The following is a 22978-nucleotide window of genomic DNA, read 5'->3' as shown; positions in this document are numbered from 1 at the left end:
TATCTAATTAAAAAGTTAAGTTTAATTTAGCCCAAAACGTTCTACCAGGCTCATTTACAGGTTCATTAGATGAATAACCAAATCCACTATTACCTGCTAAATTGAGGTGTTCGCTATAGTTTTTATCAAACAGATTATCCACACCAGCACTTAACTTCATATGATCGTTAACACGATAAGCGGTATTAAGAGAAAAAATAGTAAAACCAGCACTACGACCAAAATCTTTACCCACGACATTACCATCATTGATTGCAACACGATGTTGGCTACTAACTACACGCATTAACCCTGTTGCAGTCCAATCATTTTTCTCCCAAGATAACCCGAAACGCGTCTCTAATGGAGGCATTTGTGGTAATGGTTGTCGATCACTACGATTCTCTCCCCAAGCATAGGCAAGACTCACATCCGCTTTCCATTCATCCGTTAATTTATGGGCAACACCCAGTTCTCCCCCCATAATCATGGCATTAACGTTTTCAACTTGGCTTTCTCGTGAATTATGTGGGTTATAACGGAATAAAATGAAGTCATCCACACGGCCAATATAAGCAGAAACCCATGCACTGGTTTTTTCGTGATGATATTTTGCACCGATATCTAACTGAGTCGTTTTTTCAGTTTTTAAATGATCAAATACATTCGTTGTACCATCAGGGCCATAGGTTGGTGAAAACAGCTCCCAATAATCAGGGAATCGCTCGGTATAACCCACCCCCGCGTACAACATAACTGGCATATCCGACAACGAATGTTCATAACGCACAAAACCAGCCGGCATCACGGTATTACGGCCAGATGAGCCAATCGTAGTATCATTATCCACTAAGACCCTATCTGCTCGGGCACCTGTAACAACTTTTCCATGTTCGTTGGCATCCCATGTCAGCTCACCAAAAATACCGTAATCTTGAAATTGTGCATCTTTATTCCAGTGATCATTGCTCTCTTTACGATGTGTGTTACTTTGCATATCAGCACCAGCGCGCAGTTCATAATCACTCCACAGCCAAGTTCCCATGACCCTACCACCAACGGTTTTACGATCAACACGCATCTTCATTGGCATGTTCATCATGCCATGACCACCACCCATCATATGTCCCATATGACCTGAGCCACTTCCCGCAGAGCCACTGGTATCACGCAATGAGTAATTATCCATGATATGGTCCGCGTAGTTGTAATACAGGTTGGCTTCTAACTTATCAAAATGAGTACTAATGTTCGTTTTTTCAAAACGCATACCTAAGCTTTCACGCTTAAATTGCGAACCATCCATTCCACGGCCGGCATAACGCGCTTCTCCATCCCCTTTCCCCGCGGTAAGTTCTAATAACGTATACTCGTCAGGGGTCCAACCAAGGGCTACATCGGCATTCCATTTATCCCATTTTGATGGCACCTTATTACCATCCCCATCTTTATAGTCATTCGAACGCGATTTGTTACCAATCAAACGTAAGTAACCCTTTTCATTGCCCATACTGACATCCGCATTCGTATCCCAACGCTGATTTGATGCGACTAACGCACTCGCATTTCCTTGAATGCCCGCTTTATCAAATACTGGCTTTTCACGCTCAAAACGGATAGTTCCCGCTGAGTTTCCAGGTCCCCACAAAACAGACTGTGGCCCTTTAATCATTGTCAGTAAGTCAAAGTTTTCTGGTGATATATAAGACGTAGGAGCGTCCATACGTGATGGACAAGCCCCCAACATTTCACTGTTGTTGGTTAAAATACGTAATCGAGAACCAAACATACCTCGAAATACTGGGTCGCCATTGGTTCCACCATTACGAATCTGCGAAAAACCGGGGATGGTTTTTAAATAATCAGAACCATCACTTGCAGGCACTGGCTGCCGTGGTGTTTTTGGTGATGTACTTATCAGCAATGGTGAATCAACAGGTGCTGTCACTATCATCACCGCGCTGTCTGAGAATTTACTTTGATTTTCTTCATGAGCGAATGCTGTATTTGCAATAAGTGCAGTAGCAACCCATATTGCGACAGGTGCGATGACCAAATTTTCTTTTTTCATTATTTTGCCTAGTTCTTTTCTTTATGACGTAACAATGCCGCCTGAATTGGCCAAGCCAAATTCAAGATAAAGCGCACCCTTTGCACTTAATACGGCAAATGTGACAGATTAAATTTAATATTTTTCAATAATTAAGAAGAAAAGTGTGTAGGCGGCGCTCGTGCAAAGCGTAGAGACCAAGGTCGAAATAGATAAAGGCGAACACAAGGTTCTAAGGGTAAGTCAATCGTTAAAGTGAGCAGTTGGCGAATAACCACTGCAATAAACAAAATGATAAATGGGAAATGAATCAATAGCTGACAATAGCCACAAGCAATGTCTTCCATTGGAGATAACCCAACGCCTGACATAAGCAGGTGATTCATCATACCACTTGCATGGCATTCTTCTGGCAATGGCATCCCTTGATGCGCATGGTGCATCGCATGTTGTGCCTGACTATCCACAAGAGAGCAGTCTGCCATCTGCATCATTGATTTTGATATCAATGGGGCAATAAACAGCATTGCGACAGCAAGAAGCGCAAGATAAGCGGCGAGTTGTCTATATTTAGCTTGCAGGTGCAACGTTTTTCCGTCATATCTGTTTTTATTTTTTAACGGGCAAAAGTGTATCCTATTTACCTTCTGGTTGTTATCGTTTTTTGTCAATAATGTTACCCATAAGATAGAAAATGTGCTTCACGCTTCGTTTCAAAAGATCCAATAAAAAGCGGCAATCGCTATTACGCTATCGCCGCAAAATAAAAAACGAATAACAAAGGGTGACTGATTAAGTGAGTAAATTAGCTGGGTTATCGATACATAAACGATCTAGCGTTGCTTTATCAACACCTTTTTTCGCCAATAACGATAAGAAAACATTGGGTACAAATCCCCAACCATTTCCACCATTTTTAGCCCACATCTGTTTTAAGAAAACATCGTGACTTAAAACAATCTGGTTACTGTATCCCAGCTCGATCAGTTTATAGACTGCATCAACCGTTTCAGTAACAGTTGGCGCAACCCCTTCTTTTGGAAAGGAAATATCAAGACCTATCATATCGAATTCAAGTCATACGCCTCTGTCCAACATACGACGTTGATAATCGATATCCTTTCCGGAGGGATCTGAATGTGCCAATGAGATTTTAGCGGGGTTAACACCCATTTCTTTAATTAAGATATCCAATACCTCATCACCACGACGTTGCCAGCCTGGCATATGAATATTCATAGAAACATGGTCGTTGGCTAGCTGTGCTACAGATGCTGCTCTAAGGCTATTTTTTTCGCCCTCAGTAAAAAATGGTGACACCCCAATCTCACCAATCATACCTGCTCGAATATCCGTGCCATCAATACCAATATTTAATTCATCATCGATCATTTTGGCCATCTCATCGATGCTTTTAACCAGACGCTCGCCTTCAAATTTCTCGATATATAGCCCCGAGGAAGCAACAACATGAATACCTGTTTTTATCGCCACTTCACGTAATTGACGGACATCACGACCAATCGCTTCAGAGCCTGTTGCATCAACTAAGGTTTTCCCTCCAAGCTCTTTGAAGTTATTCACTTCATAAATCACATCATCGATGGGTTTTTTATCCATATTGTCACAGCAGCAATATGGATCATGTTTAAGCCCCCACTGAATATCCGCACTGACTTTTTTATCGACTAAGACATGTGAGAAATCATAAAAAGGTTCATCGACTACCGTTGATAAATCGTTAAACAGATGTTCATGGGGAAGAGTCAAACCCATATCTTCTTTTTTAACTGGTCCAGTTACTGTCTGAATATAACCTTTCATTTTATACTCCTGCTGTTTTTGCAGCCTTTGCTTCTTTAAATTCAGGAATAGTCGTAATAATCGCACCGACGAGTGCAAATAGAGTTCCAATGATCGTCACTAGATAAACAGTATTTCCCAGTGATGGCAGCAATAAATCAATCAGCACAGAACCGAGTAATTGCCCTGCTGTTGATGCCACCCCTAACATTAACAATCCTAATCCACGAACCAAGATAGCCATTAATGCGATAGACATAAGTCCTAATGGTCCACCGAGATACATCCACCACACACCTGGTAATTCAAGGGTGATGTGACCCAGCGCCATACGAATCACCAGCGCGACGGTTAAAACGGTGAAGCCAACAATAAAGTTCCAGGTGATAGAGACCATCATTGACCCTGTCGCTTCTGCAACTTTCGAGTTACCCGCAGGCTGCCATCCAGCTAAGAGACCAGCTAAGAATGGAAGAATGGCTAAGTAAATCGCTGACGTCGAATGCCATTGCGGTGAAACAACAAATAAGGTGGCAACAACAGCAAAAACAGCCCCTAATACACGGAAAGTGGTAAACGGTTTTTTCTCGTCAATACCGATCCCAAAACGGTCACACAGTAAGCCTGATAATAATAGTGCTGAAATCAATGCGGTTTGGAATGTTGCGATCCCCAGAGCACTCGCAGAAGCCCCTTCAGAGAAGACGACCATTGCGCCACATAAACCTGCAAACCAGTTCCATAATGGAATTTTACGTTGTTTAATTAAACTGGGAATGGCAGCAAATTGTTGTCTGGTCTGTTTTTTAGCTATGATAATAAAAAACATCACAACTAAACCGCTGGCGAAAGAAATCACAGCGCTGGCATTACCGTCTTTTAATACATCCCCTAGTTGCCCATTAACAGCAGATTGCATTGGCGATAACATACCGGCTAAAACCGTTGCTATCATCAGTAAAGGTGTAGAATAACTTTTTGCACTCATAAAATATTCCTTTTGGATTTTTGACTATGAGTCATTATTTTTGTAATCGGAGTACAAAGTGCGGGGGAACTCCCCACACTTAATTTCTTATTTTTTTGCTATTTTACTTTTGATGATATTTTAATTAGCGAGCGATCTGTTTTAGAATATTTACCCACATATCAGAGTAATGTTCCCAAGCCATAAATTCTTTACTTCCCCAATGTGGTGAGCAATCACTCATAAAACAGGCTGTTTTACCTTTTTCATATTCGCCGAAAACTAATAATGGATCTTCGCCAATATTTAGAACCGTTTCAGTATTATCTTTAGCTTTAACTTTGTTATAGCCTAAGAACATTGGCCAATTGCCAAAACCTTTAACTGAATCGTGTGCAGAATTAACTGGCGTTGCAAAAATACCTTCTGGTGTTTCAACACGGTCATCACCGTCTAACATTTCAACTGGCAATACATCCGCCAATAGCGTATTTTTATAATTCGCTTTAGCTTCAATACCCATAAAGGACAAATAGCCACCAATCATTAATAACCCACCACCATTAATTACGTATTGCTTAATTAATTGCAGTGCATTTGGTAATACTTTCATATTATAGAAAGTATCATTCTGTAATAGGAATGTATTTGCACCAATATCGCTGATGACAACAACATCATATTTTTCCAATTCCTCTACCGTTTTAGGAAATGCCATTTGAACGGTATGAGCAGGCATATAATCAATTTCGACATTTTTATTTCTTAGGCAGCTTAATAAAAATGTCGCACCCTCTTCATATTTACTCGAAGTAAAACTGTCGTAGCCTTTAGTATGAATCATATGAATGTGCCATGACTCACCAATAAATAAAATTTTCATTTTTATTCCTCTTTCAGAATATGAATTATTCAGGGGACTGAGTAACAACCTGCGAGTAGGTTGTTTGGTTAATACGATACATCACATTAATATCTTCAGGCATTTCTGAAGCATTACTGGTTTCTACGGCAAGCGATGAAAATGCAGAGGCATAACGCAACGCATAAGAAAACTGTTTTCCTTTCGCTAATGATGCGGCCAACGCACCATTAAACGCGTCTCCTGCACCTGCGGTATTTTTAACGACAGCCGTATAAGCGGGGGAGTAAATGAATTTATTGCCATCATAAGCAATAGAACCTTTACTTCCCAGCGTTATGACAACCTTCTTAACACCTTTGGTATGAATAATTTCTGCCGCTTTTTTTGCAGATTCCATATCAACAACATTGACACCTGAGAGCAAACTCGCTTCAGTTTCATTTGGCGTTAAAATATCGACCTTTTCCAATAGCTCAATCGCAATGTCACTATAAGGTGCTGGATTTAAAATAATTGGGATATTATATTCATTACCTATTGAAATAATTTCCCTTAATGCCTCAATATTGGTTTCAAGCTGCAACAGGATAATATTAGAATTAATAATCTTATCTTTTTGGATTTTCACTTCATCTGAACTAATATCCATATTCGAGCCAGGATAAATTGAGATGATATTTTCGCCACTATTTTCCGAAACAAAAATTGATGCTGTACCTGTTTGGAATTTTTCGGTCTGATAAATAGTTGATGTCTTAATTTTTGATGATGAAATAAAATTCACCGCATAATCACTAAATTGGTCAGTACCAATTTTAGTAATAAAGTGTACCTGTGAGTCTGAATAACTTGCAGCTAAGGCCTGATTACATCCTTTGCCACCCGGTGAAAATATAAATTTATTTGATAATAATGACTCGCCAGCCTCTGGTAATCGAGGCAAATAACTTATCATATCAACATTAAATGAACCTAACACACAAACTTTGCCGTTCACTGAATCATCCTTATTGGTAATTTCATTAAGGCTATCGTTACATTCAAGAAATTGTATAATTTCTTTTTTTGCAACTTTATCTAGGGATTCAAATTCAATGAATGCGCCACCATGGCAACGGCTAACAATTCCTTTTTTTGCCAAAGAATTTAAATCTGCTCTAATGGTTTCTTTTGTGACATTCAGTTCTTTCGACAAAACAGAAACTTTTGCTGAGCCTGCATTTTTTAAAAAATTAATTATTTTTTTATGTCGTTCTGCTTTCATGCCATTTTACCTCATGGCATTTACTCTAATTCAGATAATGTTATTTTAATGTGATAATAATCATATGTTCCCAAGACAAAGCAAAAAAAAGCAAAAAACACAAAAATAAAAACAAAAAAAAGCAAAAGCATATTACGTTAAGGTAAATTTAATTTTAAATACAAAATAAAATAAGAAAACATTAGCTAATTTAATTATTATTTGATTTAAGATTAAAATAACATCTATATGATTTATTATAAAAAAACAAAATTAAATGAAATTAGACATTTATTTCAATCAATTATAAAAAGAAAAATAAACTTATCACTAATAGTTAATTATAAAGAGTTTTAAATAAATAAATTACTTAATTTTCAATTTTAACCCGCTAAATTCAAAATTGAATCGATTCAAATTTTTGCATTTTCATTGATTTTATTTTTTCCTATAAATGTCATCAGTAGACTAAAAAGTTCGGTTCCACTCCAATCAGTACCCTGTCACACGTTGCCTGACCAGAAAAATGATGGCTAATACAACTCACAGTAAAAGGTAACCTATTGACATTAAAAATAAATCTATCGTGAAAAATAAATCTATCGTGAAAAATTTAACCCGCTACTGCTGAGCCGCTTTTTTCTCATGTATCATCATTAATGCTTGCTCAATACTACGTTCAATAACATGTCTACGCTGATCGTTTTCAGGCAATAGCTTCAGCATCATCTGCCAAGCCGAGATTGCTTCAGCGTAACGTTCTTGTTCAAATGCATTAAAGGCAAACATACTGAGCGCCTTCACATTCATTCGATTTTCAGCGATCAATTTGCGTAATAACTCGCCCCCCAACCGATTATCTTCCGGATCAGAAGAACGGGTTAAAACCTCGGCATAGCCTAATGCAATGTTATCATCTGTGGGTTTAAGACGGTAAGCACGCCCATATGCATCTGTCGCCATTGTTGCGTTATTTAACGCCATGCCTATGCGACCTAACATCACCCATGCATCCACATTCAAAGGTTCATCCTGTAACCGAGAACGTAGTCCTAATGCAAGGCGTTCCATTTCTTCATTATTTAATGGCGGCTCTGACGGATCTAATGCCCTATCGAGTAAAGCTGGAGCTTGCTGGTAAGCCAAATCCCAATCGGTAACTTTGCTATAATTTCCTACCTGATAATAAGCTGCAATCCCAATACCAACCGCAATAATCACTCCAGGAACATATACCCAACCACTTGCGCGTGTTGATTCTAGTGCATCAACCAGTTGCGGCTCATGCTCAGCAACACTCTTTACACGTATTCGCTTTTTAGAACGTGCATAGATAATCCATCCACCCACAATAATAGCGGCAAAAGGTAAGCCCCATAACAACAGTGTTAATGGCGTCAACGGCGGATTATAAGTGACAAAATAACCGTACCGCGCCACCATATAATCAACAATTTCGTCACGGCTTTTGCCTTCTTTCATTAGCTCATACACTTTTTGGCGTAAGTCTAACGCGATCATAGAATTTGAATCAGCGATACTATTATTTTGACATTTAGGGCAGCGTAGCTCCTCGGTTAATTTACGAAACTGCTGCTCCTGTTGCTCATTATCGAAGGTAAAAACCTCTGTCGCTGCAAAAGTATGCGTAGCGGTCAGCAGAAACATCAAAAAGCCAATAAGGTATTTCATTGATTGGCCTCCTTGCTATATCTATCCCACAGCGGCTTCATTTCCTTATTCCAGACTTGCTCATCCATCGCTCCTGCATGGCGATAGCGAATAATACCATTGCCATCAATCAAAAAAGTTTCTGGTGCTCCGTAAACGCCTAAATCAAGGCCTAACATGCCTTCACCGTCAAATAGGCTTAAATCATAGGGATTACCTAACTCGCGTAACCAAACAATGGCTTTTTGCCTATCATCTTTGTAATTGAGGCCTACCACTCGTACCCCCTGAGCTGCAAGTTCATTGAGGTACTTGTGCTCTGCACGACACGTAGGGCACCATGTTGCCCACACATTTAATAAAATAGGTTTACCCTGTATCAAGACATTAGATTCGTAATGTTGTCCAGGGTTTTCCAAAGACTCTAAACGAAATACAGGCACAGGTTTTCCGACTAAAGCAGACTCCAATAAGCGTGGATCATCACCTTCCGCATTCCGCATTAATTGCCATAATAAAACCGCAGCAATTGCAGCAAAAATAACCAATGGGATCAAAAATACTTTGCGGCTCATACAGCCTCCGGCACAGGTTTACGGCGACGATAACGTGGATCGAACAGGCAGAACAGTGCACCAACAGCCATTAAGATGCCGCCAGACCATATCCAACGTACAAATGGTTTATAGTAAAGACGCATCGTCCAAACATTTGGACCGATTTCTTCACCTAATGCCGCATACAGGTCTCGGGTAAAACCACCATCAATAGCCGCTTCAGTCATGACTGCACGACTGGTATTATAAAAACGCTTTTCAGGCTGAAGTTTTGTCAGCAGTTTGCCGTTTTCTTTAACATCAATATTACCAATAACACCTTGATAGTTAGAGCTATCTGCTTCATGTACCCCATTAAATACAAAAGTATAATCACGGATAACCACACTTTCGTTCGGTTTCATTTTAACATCACGTTCAATGCTGTAATTTTGGCTAAAGGCAATTCCAACAATCGTCACCGCCAAACCTAGATGTGCAAATACCATTCCCCAATAGCTCGGCGTCAGCTTAATTTTTTTGCTAATACGCACTCGCATTTCAGCGACGGCTAATATCGCTATCCAACAAGCCATCATCAAGCCAAGTATGGTGAGCGCCTCAAATCTATCTTGCATGAGCCACGGTAACAGAAATGACAAAATCAACGTCACTAACAATGCAATCAGTAATAATTTGCGAATGGATGCGGGGCGATCTCGTCCCCAACGTACCAGCGGCCCGATACCTAATAACAGTGCGAATGGCACCATCAAGGCAATAAACATGGTGTTAAAGAAGGGTTCGCCTATCGAAATACTTCCAAGGCCGATTTGTTTATGAACCAGCGGTAATAATGTGCCTAATAACACCACTAGCATGGCGGCTGTTAAGATCACGTTATTAGCCAATAACATCGACTCTCTCGACCAAAGCGCATTATTAACGCGTGAACGCACTTTGTGCCCTCTCACTGCGAACAGCAGCAATGAACCGCCAATCACTAACACCATAAAGGCTAAAATAAATAACCCTCTGGAAGGATCTGAAGCGAAAGCATGCACAGAAACCAATACGCCAGAACGAACGAGGAAGGTACCAAGTAAGCAGAGTGAGAATGCAAAAATAGACAACAATAGTGACCAAGCCTTAAAAGTGGCTCTCTGCTCAGTGACTGCCAATGAATGTATTAACGCGGTTCCGACTAACCAAGGCATAAATGAAGCATTTTCAACAGGATCCCAGAACCACCAGCCTCCCCAGCCTAGCTCATAATAAGCCCAAGCTGAACCTAGCATGATCCCTAATGTTAAGAAAAACCAAGCTGCCATCGTCCATGGCCGAGCAAAGCGCGTAAACGAACTATCTAAGCGACCACTTAATAGCGCTGCAATCGCGAACGCAAAAGCCACCGAAAATCCGACATAGCCCATGTACAATAATGGTGGATGAAAAATCAAACCGGGGTCTTGCAAAAGTGGGTTGAGGTCACGACCTTCAATTGGGAAAGACGGTAATGTGCGTGAAAATGGGTTAGAGGTAAAAATAATGAATAATAGAAAACCTACACTGACCATTCCCATCACGGCTAAAACGCGTGCCACAATATCCAGTGGCATACGATAGCTACACAAGGCGACCGCAAATGTCCAACCACTCATCAACAGTACCCATAACAGCAAGGAACCTTCGTGAGCTCCCCATGTTGCCGCCACACGGTACCAGATCGGCAATTGCGTATTGGAATTATTAGCGACGTAAGTAACAGAAAAATCATTCACAACGAATGCATTGACCAAGACCAAAAAAGCGCCCGTGACACACAAAAATAGTAGCCAAGCCAAAGGCCTAGATGAACGCATCAGTCGTTCATCATGCCGCGATACGCCCCATAATGGATAGACAGACAGTAATACTGCAATCCCCAATGCTAGACATAATAATAGGTTTCCAACCTCAGGGATCATGACGCGTTATCCTTATAAGCAGCCGCGGGTCTGCGGTGATTTTCTTGCATCGCTTGCTCAACTTCTGGTGGCGTATAATTTTCATCATGTTTAGCGAGTACTTCTTTCGCAATAACATGGTGATTTTCAGCCAACTCGCCCTGCACAACAACGCCCTGACCTTCACGGAATAAATCAGGCAAGATACCGTCATAGCTGACGTCAACTTCCCCTTCAGCGTCATACACGGTAAAAGTGACTTTGAGTGAATCAGGATCACGCTGCACAGTGCCCGGCATCACCATTCCACCAACACGTAAGCGTTGTCCGACTTCGGGTATCTGTTGTGTTTCCCGTTTTCCGTAAATAATCTCTCCGGGCGTATAAAACAGATCAATACTGGAGCGAAGTGCATAAAGTAATAATGCTACCGTTAACCCCACACCAATCAGGATTGCACAGACTAGCCATAATCTATTTTTACGACGAATATTCACTCAACCTCCCGACGCGCTCGTGCCGCTTTTTGTCTCGCTTCTCTTGCTTGCTGTGCAATAATTGAGTTAATTATCATTTTTCGTTGTAACACCGTGTGAATACACAGCAACAACAATGGGGTAATCGTCAAGGCGACGGCTAGCCATACATAAAATGCATAGCCTCCCATCGCAAAAAAATCGCTCCAAGATGCAAATGCACTACTCATGATTTGCGCCCCTTCTTGTTCACAATATCAAGAACCCACGGGCGATTACGTTCCAGTAGTAAGAGTTGATTACGTAAACGCACCAGCGTCAGAGAAATAAATAAAAATAGGTAACCTAGAATCGCTAAGCGCAATGGCGTGCGCATCGCAGGATTAATACTTTGCTGCATGCGTGTTGACGGCTGATGCAGTGTATTCCACCATTCAACAGAATAGTGAATAATCGGTAAATTAATGACACCAATTAACACTAATATTGCAGCCGCTTTTCCGGCTGTTCGACGATCATCGAATGCATGCCAAAGAGCAATAATACCGACATAAAGGAAAAAGAGGATAAGCTCAGAAGTTAAACGTGCATCCCACACCCACCATGCACCCCACATCGGTTTTCCCCATGTCGCCCCAGTGACTAAAGCGATAAAGGTAAAAACAGCGCCAATTGGCGCCATGGCTGCAATCGCCAGTTCAGCGACTTTCATCTGCCAAACTAATCCAGTAAATGCGATGATCGCCATCGTGGCATAAATTCCCATAGACCACATTGCAGCAGGAACATGGATGTACATGATGCGATAGCTGTCACTTTGCTGATAATCAGTTGGTGCAAACCCGAATCCCCACCCCCATCCTAGTGCTAAAAAAATGACACTGAGAATAATAAACCAAGGTGTCAATCGTCCACATAATTGATAGAGGTTGACTGGGATGGCAAGTTGGTGAAGCTTTTTCCACATATTTAAGGGCTCCGGATCATATCGCTGGCAAACGTTATGCTGCTGCAATATACCATACACGTATTAACGATGGGTTTATTGATATAACACAAATATAACTTGAGGCTAGTCAAACAATTAACTGTTCACTAGCCTCGGTGCTTGTCAGACATAAGCGGATTCAAGCACTCGTCATGAACCCGCTTTTTTCATTTAAAAACCAGGTTCAACGTCACGCATATCAGGTAACTTATGCGCTATCCCTTTATGGCAATCAATACAGGTTTTTCCATCAATAATGGCTTGGTCATGCATTTTAGCAGCGACCCCTTTTTGGGCTGTAAAATCCATATATTCAAAGTTATGGCAATTACGACATTCCTGTGAATCGTTATCTTTCATCCTTCGCCACTCATTTTGCGCCATCGCTAAACGATGCTCTTCAAATTTTTGTGGGGTATCAATGATGCCAAATGCCTTACCATAAAGTTCTTTACTCGCTTTGATCTTTCTGACCATTTTAGGCACAAATTCATGGGGTACATGGCAATCAGGGCAAGTTGCTCTCACACCACTACGGTTAGTGTAGTGAATAGTATCCATGTACTCTTCATAAACATTCTCACGCATTTCATGACAACTAATACAAAACTCTTCTGTATTCGCCATTTCCATGCCCGTGTTGAATCCGCCCCAGAAAATGACGCCACTCACAAAACCAATCAGTAACAACGTTCCCAATGCCAAGCGGCTTGGACGTCGCCACCACTGCCATACTCGACGGATCAAACCCGGTTTTTCATTATTCTTAGCCATGAGTGCCCCTTATTGACCAAAGCCTTTGGATGGGGTGAATGTGTTATCCACAATGGGTGAAGTATCTGACTGTGGTACATGACACTGCAAACAGAAATAACGGTTTGGTGCTACCCCGCCCAGCACCTTACCCGTCGCATCCATAAAGTGAGTTGGACTCACGCGAGGTGCCCCTGTGGTGCGATAGTTTTCAACACCATGGCATTGCAAGCAACGGTTTGTGTTGGTGGTAATTTGATATCCTTCAACACTATGTGGGATCATAGGAGGTTGATTCACATAGTTTAATGCCATTCTTTCCTGCTCTTTAGGGATATGAATGCTCCCCTCTTGAGTACCAGACACTTCTGGTGACTTAGAAAGATCGACGCCATTTGCAGCCCAAGTCAGGCTCGTCGCAATGAGGGCCATTCCAACCATCCAACGGCTCGCTGTCTTAATCAGGGCATGGATTTTCATGATTTCGCTCCCGAACTCCATCGTAGTGTTATTTTAAAAACATCCTCAGAACACACATCAATACAACGACCGCATGTAATGCAATCCTTATCAGATATCATGACTGGGGCTTGTTTATCTAAAACCGGCGCTCGCAGTACTTGCGGCTCCGGACAAATGTGGAAGCAATCCATACAGCGGGTACAGTTTTGTTTGTTCATCGCTGCAACGGTGATAGCCCCTTTACAGCCCGCGATGCCATATAACGCACCGAGCGGACATAGATGACCGCACCAGCCATGCTCCACAACGAGTAAATCAAATAAAAATAAGGCGAGCAGTAGCAACGCTCCGCTGCCAAAACCGAATATTAGACTTCGGCCCATTAATGAAACGGGGTTAATCCATTCCCACACTAAAGTTCCCGTGACCGCGGAGCCTATCAAAATCACGATAAGCAACACATAACGGATATAGCGCGGTATCGTCGCGGATTGATTAAAATCGAATTTACGACGTAGCCACGCCGCGGCATCTGTCACTGGATTAATCGGACATACCCAACTGCAAAAAATGCGTTTTCCTAAAAATGCATAAACCAGTAATACAATGGCAGCGCCAATTAATGCTGAAATGGCTGGCAAATAGCCACTTGCAAGGCTTTCTAATGTAATCAGTGGGTCGGTTAATGGCACGGTATCTAACAATAAACTACTGCTATAGTTACCGTGTAAGATCCATACCCCAAACCAAGGCCCACTCAAAAACATCGCTAACACCAAAAATTGGCTGACCCGACGCATCCACAACCATTTGTGACTTTGCCACCACCCTTTTTTCGCCAGTGCCTCACGCCCAGCATCGCGTTTACGATTTGCCATCATTTCCCTCCAACCAACCAAAGCGGTAGTGATGTCCTAACTCCCCTTTAGCCAGCGTTAATGGAAGCACTTTGATTGCCGCCTCTTCTAAAACACAAGCTTGCTCGCATTTACCACATCCAGTACAAGCACTGCTATGCACTGTAGGTAAAAAGCGAGCATGTTTGCCGGTACGGTGGTTTTGCTCTATTTCTAGGGTAATTGCTTCATCAATTAACGGACAAACGCGATAACAGACATCACAGCGTAGTCCTTGAAAATTGAGGCAGTTTTCCTGATCAAGTAACACTGCCAGCCCCATTCGAGCGTCGTTGATGGAGTCGATCTCTTTATCCAATGCACCACTTGGACACACTTTGGCACAAGGAATGTCCTCACACATTTCACAAGGGTTTTCCCGTGCAATGAAATAAGGCGTTCCCGCCGCTAATCCCGAGGCTAGTGTGGCCAGTTTTAACATGTCATAAGGACAGGCTTGCACGCATTGACCACAACGAACACAAGCACTTGCAAATGCATTTTCATTAATGGCTCCCGGCGGACGAAGACGAATTCCGCTCGCTCGGGAGGTTTGCTGTTGTAACCCCAGTACCACACCAATAGCGGCCAATCCACCTGCCGCGCGAACGGTATCACGCAAAAAACGGCGGCGACTATTTTGAAGTTTCGGCTTCTGGGACATGAGCAATTACACCTTCTCTAGCTTAACGGCACATTTTTTGTAATCCGTCTCTTTTGAAAGCGGATCGGTAGCATCTAGCGTTAAGTTATTCACTAACTGAGATGCATCAAAGAAGGCCATATACACCAGTCCTTTCGGTGGCCGATTGCGCCCGCGTGTTTCAACGATAGTCGTCACCTCACCACGACGCGAAACGACTTTCACTTTGTCACCACGACGCAACCCTCTGTCTTTCGCATCTAATGGATGCATAAATACTTGTGACTCAGGAAATGCACGATGTAACTCTGGTACACGACGCGTCATACTGCCTGTATGCCAATGCTCTAATACTCGACCCGTCGATAGCCACAAGTCATATTCTTTGTCTGGTATTTCTGCGGCTGGCTCAAATGGCAGAGCAAAAATGACCGCCTTGCCATCGGGCTTGCCATAGAATTGGTAGCCACTGCCAGCTTTGACATACGGGTCATGCCCTTCGCTATAACGCCATTGTGTCTCTTTACCATCAACCACAGGCCAACGGATACCACGTGCTTTGTGGTAGTCATCGAATGGTGCAAGGTCGTGACCGTGGCCTCGGCCAAAACTTGCGTACTCTTCAAATAAACCTTTTTGCAGGTAGAAACCGAGTTCCCGCGACTCATCATTTAATTGGTCTTCTGCCAACTCTGAAATCGGAAACTGAGTAACGGCTTGGGTTGCAAACAGAACATCATAAAGCGTCTTACCACGGTATTCAGGTTTCTTAGCCAGTAACTCTTCAGGCCACACTTCTTCTGTTTTAAAGCGACGAGAAAATTGCACCATCTGCCACAGGTCAGATTTTGCTTCGCCTGGCGCTTTAACTTGTTGACGCCAAAATTGTGTCCGACGCTCTGCGTTACCATAAGCACCTTCTTTTTCAACCCACATTGCAGTCGGTAAGATCAAGTCAGCAGAGATAGCACTCACGGTCGGATAAGGATCTGAAACAACGATAAAATTGCGCGGATCACGCCAACCTGGCATACGTTCTTCGTTAATATTTGGGCCAGCTTGCATGTTGTTGTTGCACATTACCCAATAGAAGTTGAGTGTACCGTCTTTTAATGCACGATCTTGCGCTACCGCATGTAGCCCCACTTTTTCTGGGATCGTGCCAGCGGGTAATTGCCAAACTTGTTCGACTTTCTCACGATGTTTTTCATTGGTTACGACCATGTCTGCGGGTAAGCGGTGTGCAAAAGTGCCTACCTCACGAGCCGTACCACATGCTGATGGCTGTCCTGTCAATGAGAAAGGACCACAACCTGGTTGTGAGATTTTTCCGGTCAATAAGTGCAAGTTATAACAAAGGTTATTTGCCCAAACACCACGAGTGTGCTGATTAAAGCCCATCGTCCAGTAAGAGACTACTTTTATGTTTGGATCAGCATACAGTTTAGCTAATGCTTCTAACTGATCTTTAGGAACTCCCGTCATTTCGGCGGTTTTGTCTAGCGTATAGTCAGCAACGAATGCCTTATACTCATCCCATGTCATTGGTTCTGAAGCATCTGAACCTGGGTTTTTGGCACTTTTTTCTAAAGGATGAGTGGGTCGTAAGCCATAACCGATATCCGTTGCACCACGGCGTAAATTAACGTGTTTATCAAAGAATTCCTGATTAACCGCATTATTTTCAATAATATAGTTAGCAATATAATTCAGGATCACTAAGTCAGATTGCGGCGTAAACACAATGCCGTTATCCGCCAATTCAAAACTACGGTGTTTAAAGGTAGAAAGAACCGCAACACGCACATTTGGGTCAGATAAGCGGCGATTGGTGATCCGAGACCACAAAATAGGGTGCATCTCTGCCATATTTGAGCCCCAAAGCACAAATGCATCGGCTTGCTCGATATCATCATAGCAACCCATAGGCTCATCCATACCGAAAGTACGCATAAAGCCAACAACCGCAGAAGCCATGCAGTGACGTGCATTCGGGTCTAAATTATTAGAACGGAAACCCCCTTTGAACAATTTAGAGGCTGCATAACCTTCCCACACGGTCCACTGACCGGAGCCAAACATACCCACGCCTTCAGGGCCGCGCGCTTTTAATGTCGTTTTGAGTTTTTCTTCCATGACATCAAAGGCTTTTTCCCAAGTTACAGGGGTAAACTCACCATTTTTGTCATATTCACCGTCTTTCATACGCAGCAATGGCTGAGTCAAACGGTCTTTTCCGTACATAATTTTAGGTAAGAAATACCCTTTAATGCAGTTTAAACCCCGATTAACCGGCGCTTCTGGATCGCCTTGGCTCGCCACTATACGGCCATTTTGGGTTCCTACAAGTACACCGCACCCTGTACCACAAAAGCGGCAAGGCGCCTTATCCCATTTGATGTCCTCTTGTTGCCCGACGACTGCCTTAGCGAGACTCGGTGCACCAATACCTGCCGCCGCAGCAGCGGCCGCAACAGCATTGGCTTTCATGAAGCTACGACGACTGAGTTTCATCATTTTCCTCACATTGCTCATCCTGCTGGTGGTAAACCAGCGAAACAGACAGCACGCCTTCAACATTGCGTACTGAATCAATAGTATCAATCAGAGTGCGACTGTGTTCTGACTCAACAACAACAATCAATTTGCCTGTTTCAGGTGAGCTAATCGCCACCTCGCAACCAGGCAATTGATTCAAAGCCGTCGTCACAGTGCAAGCCTGTTCACATTTTACTTGTACAATCAAACTACATACTTGCCAGCTATTGTGCATTTTCATGCTCCAAAGTAATGGCTGATACAGGGCAACTGGCAACACAGGCGCCACAACCTGTACAACCCTGCTTATCAATCTTGGGCTGATAGATTCCAGTCAGTGATGGACGAAAAGAGATCACTTGCGGCTCACAATTGTCTTCGCAACGTCGACATTCAATAGAACGGTAGGCCAGACAGGTTTGAGCAATAGAAATGGAAATATCCCAAGGCTGAGACGTTTGCGGCAGAAATATTGGTTCAGGACACGCGGTAGCACAGGCATAGCAGAATGTGCATTCCCCTTGTAAAAAATCAACGACAGGATAACCGCCAGGGCCGGAAACGAGAATTGCAGTTTCACAATGTGTAAGGCATTCGTTGCAACGAATGCAACTTTCAATAAAGCGATCTTCACTACCACTCCATGGCGGTCGAACAACAGGCGTCGCACTGCGCCACGCACCTGTTAATACTCCCCGACGGGTGATATCAACCATGTTGATTTCCTTAACATTGCCCAAACAAAATTAATGCAAAAATTGAAAATTAACCGCAAATTTTATATGTGTATTAATGACAAATATTAACGACTGAGGGTATAAAAATACATACTACTAAGTAGGTAACATTAATTATTATATTAATTGAAAAAAAATAGTTTACTTGGAAAGTATTTTGAATTTTATTAGGTAACTTGCTGACTAACCCTTATATTATATTTAGAGTAGTAAAAAGTTATTAACATTTTTTAAATAGGGTAAACCAAATTAAACCTAAACCTTCATGAAATATTCATATCTATAACAGATAGAAATACTACTAAAGAGGTATAAGAGCAATTCTCTTTATTCTTTTCATATCGAAAATATTAGAACTAATGCACATTTTATTTTTCATTCTATAAATCGAAAGCCTTGCGGACTCATTGAACACTGTCATTCACAACGCATTATCGTCCTCATTATTATCGCTGATAATGAGAATAAATCTTAACGGCTGAATACCTCTTTTTATTTTAGACTGTTTTATGTTTTCTTTCCTAATTTACATCCATGATCAGATATTACTCACATTATCTTAATCACACTTCTTTTAATAAATTTAGCTTTGATCAAAAACAATATTTTGAGTGTGGTTATTTGCTAGAGCTATTAACTAGGCATGTCATGATGGCAATCATCTATTTGTCATCACTTATAAATAATAATATTACAGCCAATGGGATGGCTGGCTTACATCACTCGAGGCCCTTATGGCAAAGATAAGAAATAGTATTCTGTGCTTACTGAGTTTGCTTGCAGGAATATTTCTATTTAGTAACTCTATCCACGCACAAACAGAATCAAAGGAAGCATCATCAACCATTAATACCAAAAATGAATCCTTTGCTCAGTCACATCCTGACCAATATCATTCATGGCGTGCAACCTCTGAGCAAGCACAACGTGAAGACGCTCTTGCTGAGGATCCACGCTTAGTGATCCTTTGGGCTGGTTATCCTTTTTCTCGTGATTACAACAAGCCTCGCGGTCATGCTTACGCACTCATTGATGTGCGTGAGACACTAAGAACTGGGGCACCTAAAAACGCACAAGATGGCCCACTTCCTATGGCATGTTGGAGCTGCAAAAGTCCTGATGTTGCAAGACTGATTCAAGAACAAGGCGAAGATAACTATTTCCATGGTAAATGGGCAAAAGGCGGTCCCGAAATCGTTAATGTATTAGGATGTGCTGACTGCCACAAAACTGACTCACCTGAATTTGCTCAAGGTAAACCTGCGCTTACACTCACACGTCCCTATGCCGCAAGAGCTATGGAAACCATTGGAAAGCCTTTTGAGCACGCGAGCCGTTTCGAACAACAATCTATGGTGTGTGGTCAATGCCATGTCGAATATTACTTTGCAGGAGATAATAAATCCGTCAAATTCCCTTGGGATAACGGTACCAAAGTAGAAGACATGGAAGTGTATTATGACAATATCGGTTTTTCTGATTGGACAAACTCACTGTCAAAAGCCCCCATGCTAAAAGCACAGCATCCTGAGTTCGAAACATGGAGTGCAGGTATTCACGGAAAAAATAACGTCACCTGTATCGACTGCCATATGCCTAAATTGCAAAATGAAAAAGGTGAACTCTATACCAGCCACAAAATAGGAAACCCTTTCGATAACTTTGAACAAACCTGCCGTAATTGCCATACCCAAAGCAAACAAGCGCTACAAGCTGTTGTCGCTGAGCGTAAACAAGCGATCCAAGAGATGAAAATCAAAGTGGAAGATCAACTCGTGCATGCCCACTTTGAAGCCAAAGCAGCTTGGGATGCCGGTGCGACAGAAAAAGAAATGGCACCTATTTTAGCTGATATTCGCCATGCTCAATGGCGTTGGGACCTCGCGATTGCGTCTCATGGTATTCATATGCATGCGCCTGATGAAGGCCTACGTATGCTAGGTGGAGCGATGAATAAAGCTGCCGATGCACGGACTAAATTGGTGCGCTTGTTAGGTGCGAAAGGCGTTACCCATGAAATTGCTATTCCTGATATTTCAACCAAAGAAAAAGCCCAACAGGCAATTGGTTTGGATATGCAAAAAATCAATGCTGAAAAACAAGAGTTTTTGAAAACCATTGTACCGGAGTGGGATGATCAAGCTCGTAAAAACAATCTACTAAGCCAATAACCGCAATCCGCCTCTGCAAAGTGGCGGCATAACAATGGAGTCAATATGAGCGTACTACGTTCGTTATTAACTGCTGGGGTGCTGGCGTCAGGCTTGTTATGGAGCATTGCCGCATCCGCAGCGACACCATCCACACCAGAGAATGGTGAACGCTGGGTTGTCACTCAGCAACGTAATCCCGATGCTGCTTGTTTGGATTGCCATAAACCCGACAAAGAGGGTATGCATGGAACTCACGCATCCGTCATCAATCCTAACAATAACCTTCCAGTGACCTGTACTAACTGCCATGGCAATCCAGGTCCTCACCATCGTGAAGGGGCGAAAGATGTCATGCGTTTCAACCACCCTATGTATAGCGTGGAGCAACAAAATAGTGTTTGCCTATCATGTCATTTACCCGAACAGCTACAAAAAGCGTTCTGGCCACATGATGTGCATGTGACCAAAGTCGCCTGCGCAAGTTGCCATGATCTTCATCCAAAACAAGATACGATGAAGGTTCTCAATGACAAAGGACGCATAACAATTTGTGTTGATTGCCACTCAGAGCAACGCAACAACCCTGATTTCAATCCAGCGGCGGTAAAATTGCGTAAGGAGCAGCCATGAGTTGTTCGCGTCGTCAATTTATTATCTATGCAGGAGTGTTAGCTGCGTCTGGAGGGACGACGGTCCATACTCTAGCAAATACAATGAAAATTAATGGGCTACGCTATGGCATGATTCATGATGAAGCCTTATGTATTGGCTGTACAGCTTGTATGGACGCTTGCCGAGAAGTCAATCACGTGCCTGAAGGCGTTTCAAGATTAACGATTATCCGTAGTGAACCAATTGGCCACTTTCCTGATATCAAATATCGTTTCTTTAGGCATTCATGCCAACATTGTGAGCATGCCCCTTGCGTCGATGTCTGCCCGACAGGGGCCTCATTTATCGATAAGACAACCGGTATTGTCGATGTTAATCCAGACTTGTGTGTCGGTTGCCAATACTGCATTGCGGCATGCCCTTATCGAGTACGTTTTATTCATCCTGTTAATAAAACTGCCGATAAATGTGACTTTTGCCGTAAAACCAATTTGAAAAAAGGTCAACAACCGGCTTGTGTTGAAGCATGTCCAACAAAAGCGCTCATTTTTGGTAATTTGGATGACCCAAACAGTGATATTGCAATCATGCTCCGCCAAAAAACAACCTATCGCTATAAAATTGCACTTGGTACTCGACCCAAAGTCTATCGAGTTCCATTTAAGTATGGGGAGGTGAGCCAATGACAACCGCTTCTGCTTTCCATTTTGAATCGCTGGTCTGGGATTGGCCAATCGCTGTTTATCTCTTTTTAATTGGGATTTCAGCGGGGTTAGTGGTACTCGCCATTTTATTACGTCACTTTTACCCTTCCGAAGCGACGAGTAACAGCACGCTAATGCGAGCCACTTTATTACTTGCACCAACGACCATCATTCTTGGTTTACTGATTTTGATTTTCCACTTAACCCGACCTTGGACTTTCTGGAAATTGATGTTCCACTATAGCCCAACCTCTGTGATGTCGATGGGGGTTATGTTATTCCAAGTGTATATGGTTGTGCTCATCGTGTGGTTAGCCAACGTTTTTCAATCTGAGTTAGTTGAATTGCAACAAAAATGGCTACCCCGTTTTGGTTTTATCCAACGGCTATTCCCCCTATTTACACCCGCCATGCGCGTGATTGAAGTCACCATGCTCGTCTTAGCAGTATTGTTAGGCGCCTACACGGGATTCTTACTTTCAGCTTTAAAATCATACCCTTTCTTAAACAATCCTATTTTGCCTGCATTATTTCTCTTTTCAGGGATTTCATCCGGCATTGCTGTTGCACTGATAGCCTTAGCGTTACGCTACCGTAAAAATATCCACAACCAAGAAGCTCATTTTCTACATCGCGTTGAAAGCTTTGTCGTTTGGTTAGAAATCTTTTTGCTGGCAGCATTTTTTATCGGTTTAGCACTTGGGGATGATGGCAAAATGCGCGCCCTAATTGCCGCATTGGGTGGTGGTTTTTGGACATGGTGGTTTTGGATTGGTGTCGTAGGAATAGGTTTTATTATCCCTTTGAGTTTGAAAAAATGGGTGAATAAAAGCCAAACAGCATCTCGGGTTATTTTAGTCAGCAGTGCTAGTCTCATTGGTGTCTTTTTACTGCGATTCTTCGTACTGTATGCAGGACAATTGACGGTCGCTTAATCACTACAATCAACATAAACA

At 42.4% G+C, this 22978-nt stretch carries 22 protein-coding genes and 1 pseudogene; 4 read left to right on the top strand and 19 right to left on the bottom strand.

Annotated elements, in window-relative coordinates:
• Positions 1-7: 7 nt before the first annotated feature.
• The 19 genes and pseudogenes from O7C57_RS06190 to napF form a co-directional block, all read right to left on the bottom strand.
• Positions 8-2050, bottom strand: a complete 2043-nt coding sequence (locus tag O7C57_RS06190) for a TonB-dependent copper receptor (RefSeq protein ID WP_154621999.1) — start codon at positions 2048-2050, stop codon at positions 8-10.
• A 131-nt stretch (positions 2051-2181) separates the two neighbouring features.
• Complete coding sequence (locus O7C57_RS06185) at positions 2182-2556, bottom strand: DUF2946 domain-containing protein (protein WP_375097492.1); 375 nt, start codon at positions 2554-2556, stop codon at positions 2182-2184.
• Positions 2557-2821: 265 nt separating this feature from the next.
• Positions 2822-3853: pseudogene (locus O7C57_RS06180) on the bottom strand (phosphotriesterase family protein).
• A 1-nt stretch (position 3854) separates the two neighbouring features.
• On the bottom strand, positions 3855-4820 hold the full coding sequence (locus O7C57_RS06175) for a DMT family transporter (protein WP_154622002.1): 966 nt from the start codon (positions 4818-4820) through the stop codon (positions 3855-3857).
• A 124-nt stretch (positions 4821-4944) separates the two neighbouring features.
• Positions 4945-5682 carry a glutamine amidotransferase gene (locus O7C57_RS06170; protein ID WP_154623976.1) on the bottom strand — a complete coding sequence of 246 codons (738 nt, stop codon included), beginning with the start codon at positions 5680-5682 and terminating at the stop codon, positions 4945-4947.
• 25 nt (positions 5683-5707) lie between these two features.
• Positions 5708-6928, bottom strand: coding sequence for a PfkB family carbohydrate kinase (locus O7C57_RS06165; protein WP_154635595.1), 1221 nt, complete (start codon positions 6926-6928; stop codon positions 5708-5710).
• 600 nt (positions 6929-7528) lie between these two features.
• Positions 7529-8599, bottom strand: a complete 1071-nt coding sequence (locus tag O7C57_RS06160; protein WP_163860865.1) for a cytochrome c-type biogenesis protein CcmH — start codon at positions 8597-8599, stop codon at positions 7529-7531.
• Positions 8596-9153 (bottom strand): thiol:disulfide interchange protein DsbE, encoded by a 558-nt coding sequence (gene dsbE, locus O7C57_RS06155; RefSeq protein ID WP_163860864.1) that lies wholly within the window; start codon positions 9151-9153, stop codon positions 8596-8598. Before dsbE ends, O7C57_RS06160 begins: the two co-directional genes overlap by 4 nt.
• Complete coding sequence (locus O7C57_RS06150; RefSeq protein WP_269723775.1) at positions 9150-11081, bottom strand: heme lyase CcmF/NrfE family subunit; 1932 nt, start codon at positions 11079-11081, stop codon at positions 9150-9152. Before O7C57_RS06150 ends, dsbE begins: the two co-directional genes overlap by 4 nt.
• Positions 11078-11557 carry a cytochrome c maturation protein CcmE gene (ccmE, locus tag O7C57_RS06145; RefSeq protein ID WP_163860862.1) on the bottom strand — a complete coding sequence of 160 codons (480 nt, stop codon included), beginning with the start codon at positions 11555-11557 and terminating at the stop codon, positions 11078-11080. Before ccmE ends, O7C57_RS06150 begins: the two co-directional genes overlap by 4 nt.
• Positions 11554-11766: a heme exporter protein CcmD gene (ccmD, locus tag O7C57_RS06140; RefSeq protein ID WP_154623891.1), complete on the bottom strand. Its 213-nt coding sequence runs from the start codon at positions 11764-11766 to the stop codon at positions 11554-11556. The genes ccmE and ccmD overlap by 4 nt, the downstream gene beginning before the upstream one ends.
• A complete protein-coding gene (locus O7C57_RS06135) occupies positions 11763-12503 on the bottom strand; it encodes a heme ABC transporter permease (protein WP_154623890.1) in 741 nt (246 codons plus the stop codon). Before O7C57_RS06135 ends, ccmD begins: the two co-directional genes overlap by 4 nt.
• Before the next feature lie 192 nt (positions 12504-12695).
• Positions 12696-13298 carry a cytochrome c-type protein NapC gene (gene napC / locus O7C57_RS06130; RefSeq protein WP_154623889.1) on the bottom strand — a complete coding sequence of 201 codons (603 nt, stop codon included), beginning with the start codon at positions 13296-13298 and terminating at the stop codon, positions 12696-12698.
• A gap of 9 nt (positions 13299-13307) precedes the next feature.
• Positions 13308-13757: a nitrate reductase cytochrome c-type subunit gene (gene napB, locus O7C57_RS06125; protein WP_154623888.1), complete on the bottom strand. Its 450-nt coding sequence runs from the start codon at positions 13755-13757 to the stop codon at positions 13308-13310.
• Positions 13754-14617 carry a quinol dehydrogenase ferredoxin subunit NapH gene (gene napH, locus O7C57_RS06120; protein ID WP_247047579.1) on the bottom strand — a complete coding sequence of 288 codons (864 nt, stop codon included), beginning with the start codon at positions 14615-14617 and terminating at the stop codon, positions 13754-13756. The genes napB and napH overlap by 4 nt, the downstream gene beginning before the upstream one ends.
• Complete coding sequence (gene napG / locus O7C57_RS06115; protein WP_154623886.1) at positions 14604-15299, bottom strand: ferredoxin-type protein NapG; 696 nt, start codon at positions 15297-15299, stop codon at positions 14604-14606. The genes napH and napG overlap by 14 nt, the downstream gene beginning before the upstream one ends.
• 6 nt (positions 15300-15305) lie before the next feature.
• A complete protein-coding gene (gene napA, locus O7C57_RS06110) occupies positions 15306-17792 on the bottom strand; it encodes a nitrate reductase catalytic subunit NapA (protein WP_154623895.1) in 2487 nt (828 codons plus the stop codon).
• Complete coding sequence (gene napD, locus O7C57_RS06105; RefSeq protein WP_196713400.1) at positions 17773-18051, bottom strand: chaperone NapD; 279 nt, start codon at positions 18049-18051, stop codon at positions 17773-17775. Before napD ends, napA begins: the two co-directional genes overlap by 20 nt.
• Complete coding sequence (napF, locus tag O7C57_RS06100; RefSeq protein WP_154623884.1) at positions 18041-18532, bottom strand: ferredoxin-type protein NapF; 492 nt, start codon at positions 18530-18532, stop codon at positions 18041-18043. The genes napD and napF overlap by 11 nt, the downstream gene beginning before the upstream one ends.
• Positions 18533-19287: 755 nt before the next feature.
• On the opposite strand from napF, the gene nrfA reads away from it, so the two are divergent.
• From nrfA to nrfD, 4 genes are read left to right on the top strand one after another with little or no spacing between them, the layout of a single operon-like run.
• Positions 19288-20724 (top strand): ammonia-forming nitrite reductase cytochrome c552 subunit, encoded by a 1437-nt coding sequence (nrfA, locus tag O7C57_RS06095; protein WP_163860859.1) that lies wholly within the window; start codon positions 19288-19290, stop codon positions 20722-20724.
• A gap of 45 nt (positions 20725-20769) precedes the next feature.
• On the top strand, positions 20770-21336 hold the full coding sequence (gene nrfB / locus O7C57_RS06090; protein WP_154622026.1) for a cytochrome c nitrite reductase pentaheme subunit: 567 nt from the start codon (positions 20770-20772) through the stop codon (positions 21334-21336).
• Positions 21333-22004 (top strand): cytochrome c nitrite reductase Fe-S protein, encoded by a 672-nt coding sequence (gene nrfC, locus O7C57_RS06085; RefSeq protein WP_154622025.1) that lies wholly within the window; start codon positions 21333-21335, stop codon positions 22002-22004. Before nrfB ends, nrfC begins: the two co-directional genes overlap by 4 nt.
• On the top strand, positions 22001-22957 hold the full coding sequence (gene nrfD, locus O7C57_RS06080; protein ID WP_247047870.1) for a cytochrome c nitrite reductase subunit NrfD: 957 nt from the start codon (positions 22001-22003) through the stop codon (positions 22955-22957). The genes nrfC and nrfD overlap by 4 nt, the downstream gene beginning before the upstream one ends.
• The last annotated feature ends 21 nt before the right edge of the window (positions 22958-22978 follow it).

Origin of the sequence: Providencia sp. 21OH12SH02B-Prov, assembly GCF_027362595.1 — a bacterium.
In the GTDB taxonomy this organism is placed as follows: domain Bacteria; phylum Pseudomonadota; class Gammaproteobacteria; order Enterobacterales; family Enterobacteriaceae; genus Providencia; species Providencia zhejiangensis.
This window is presented reverse-complemented; position numbering and strand designations above follow the sequence as displayed.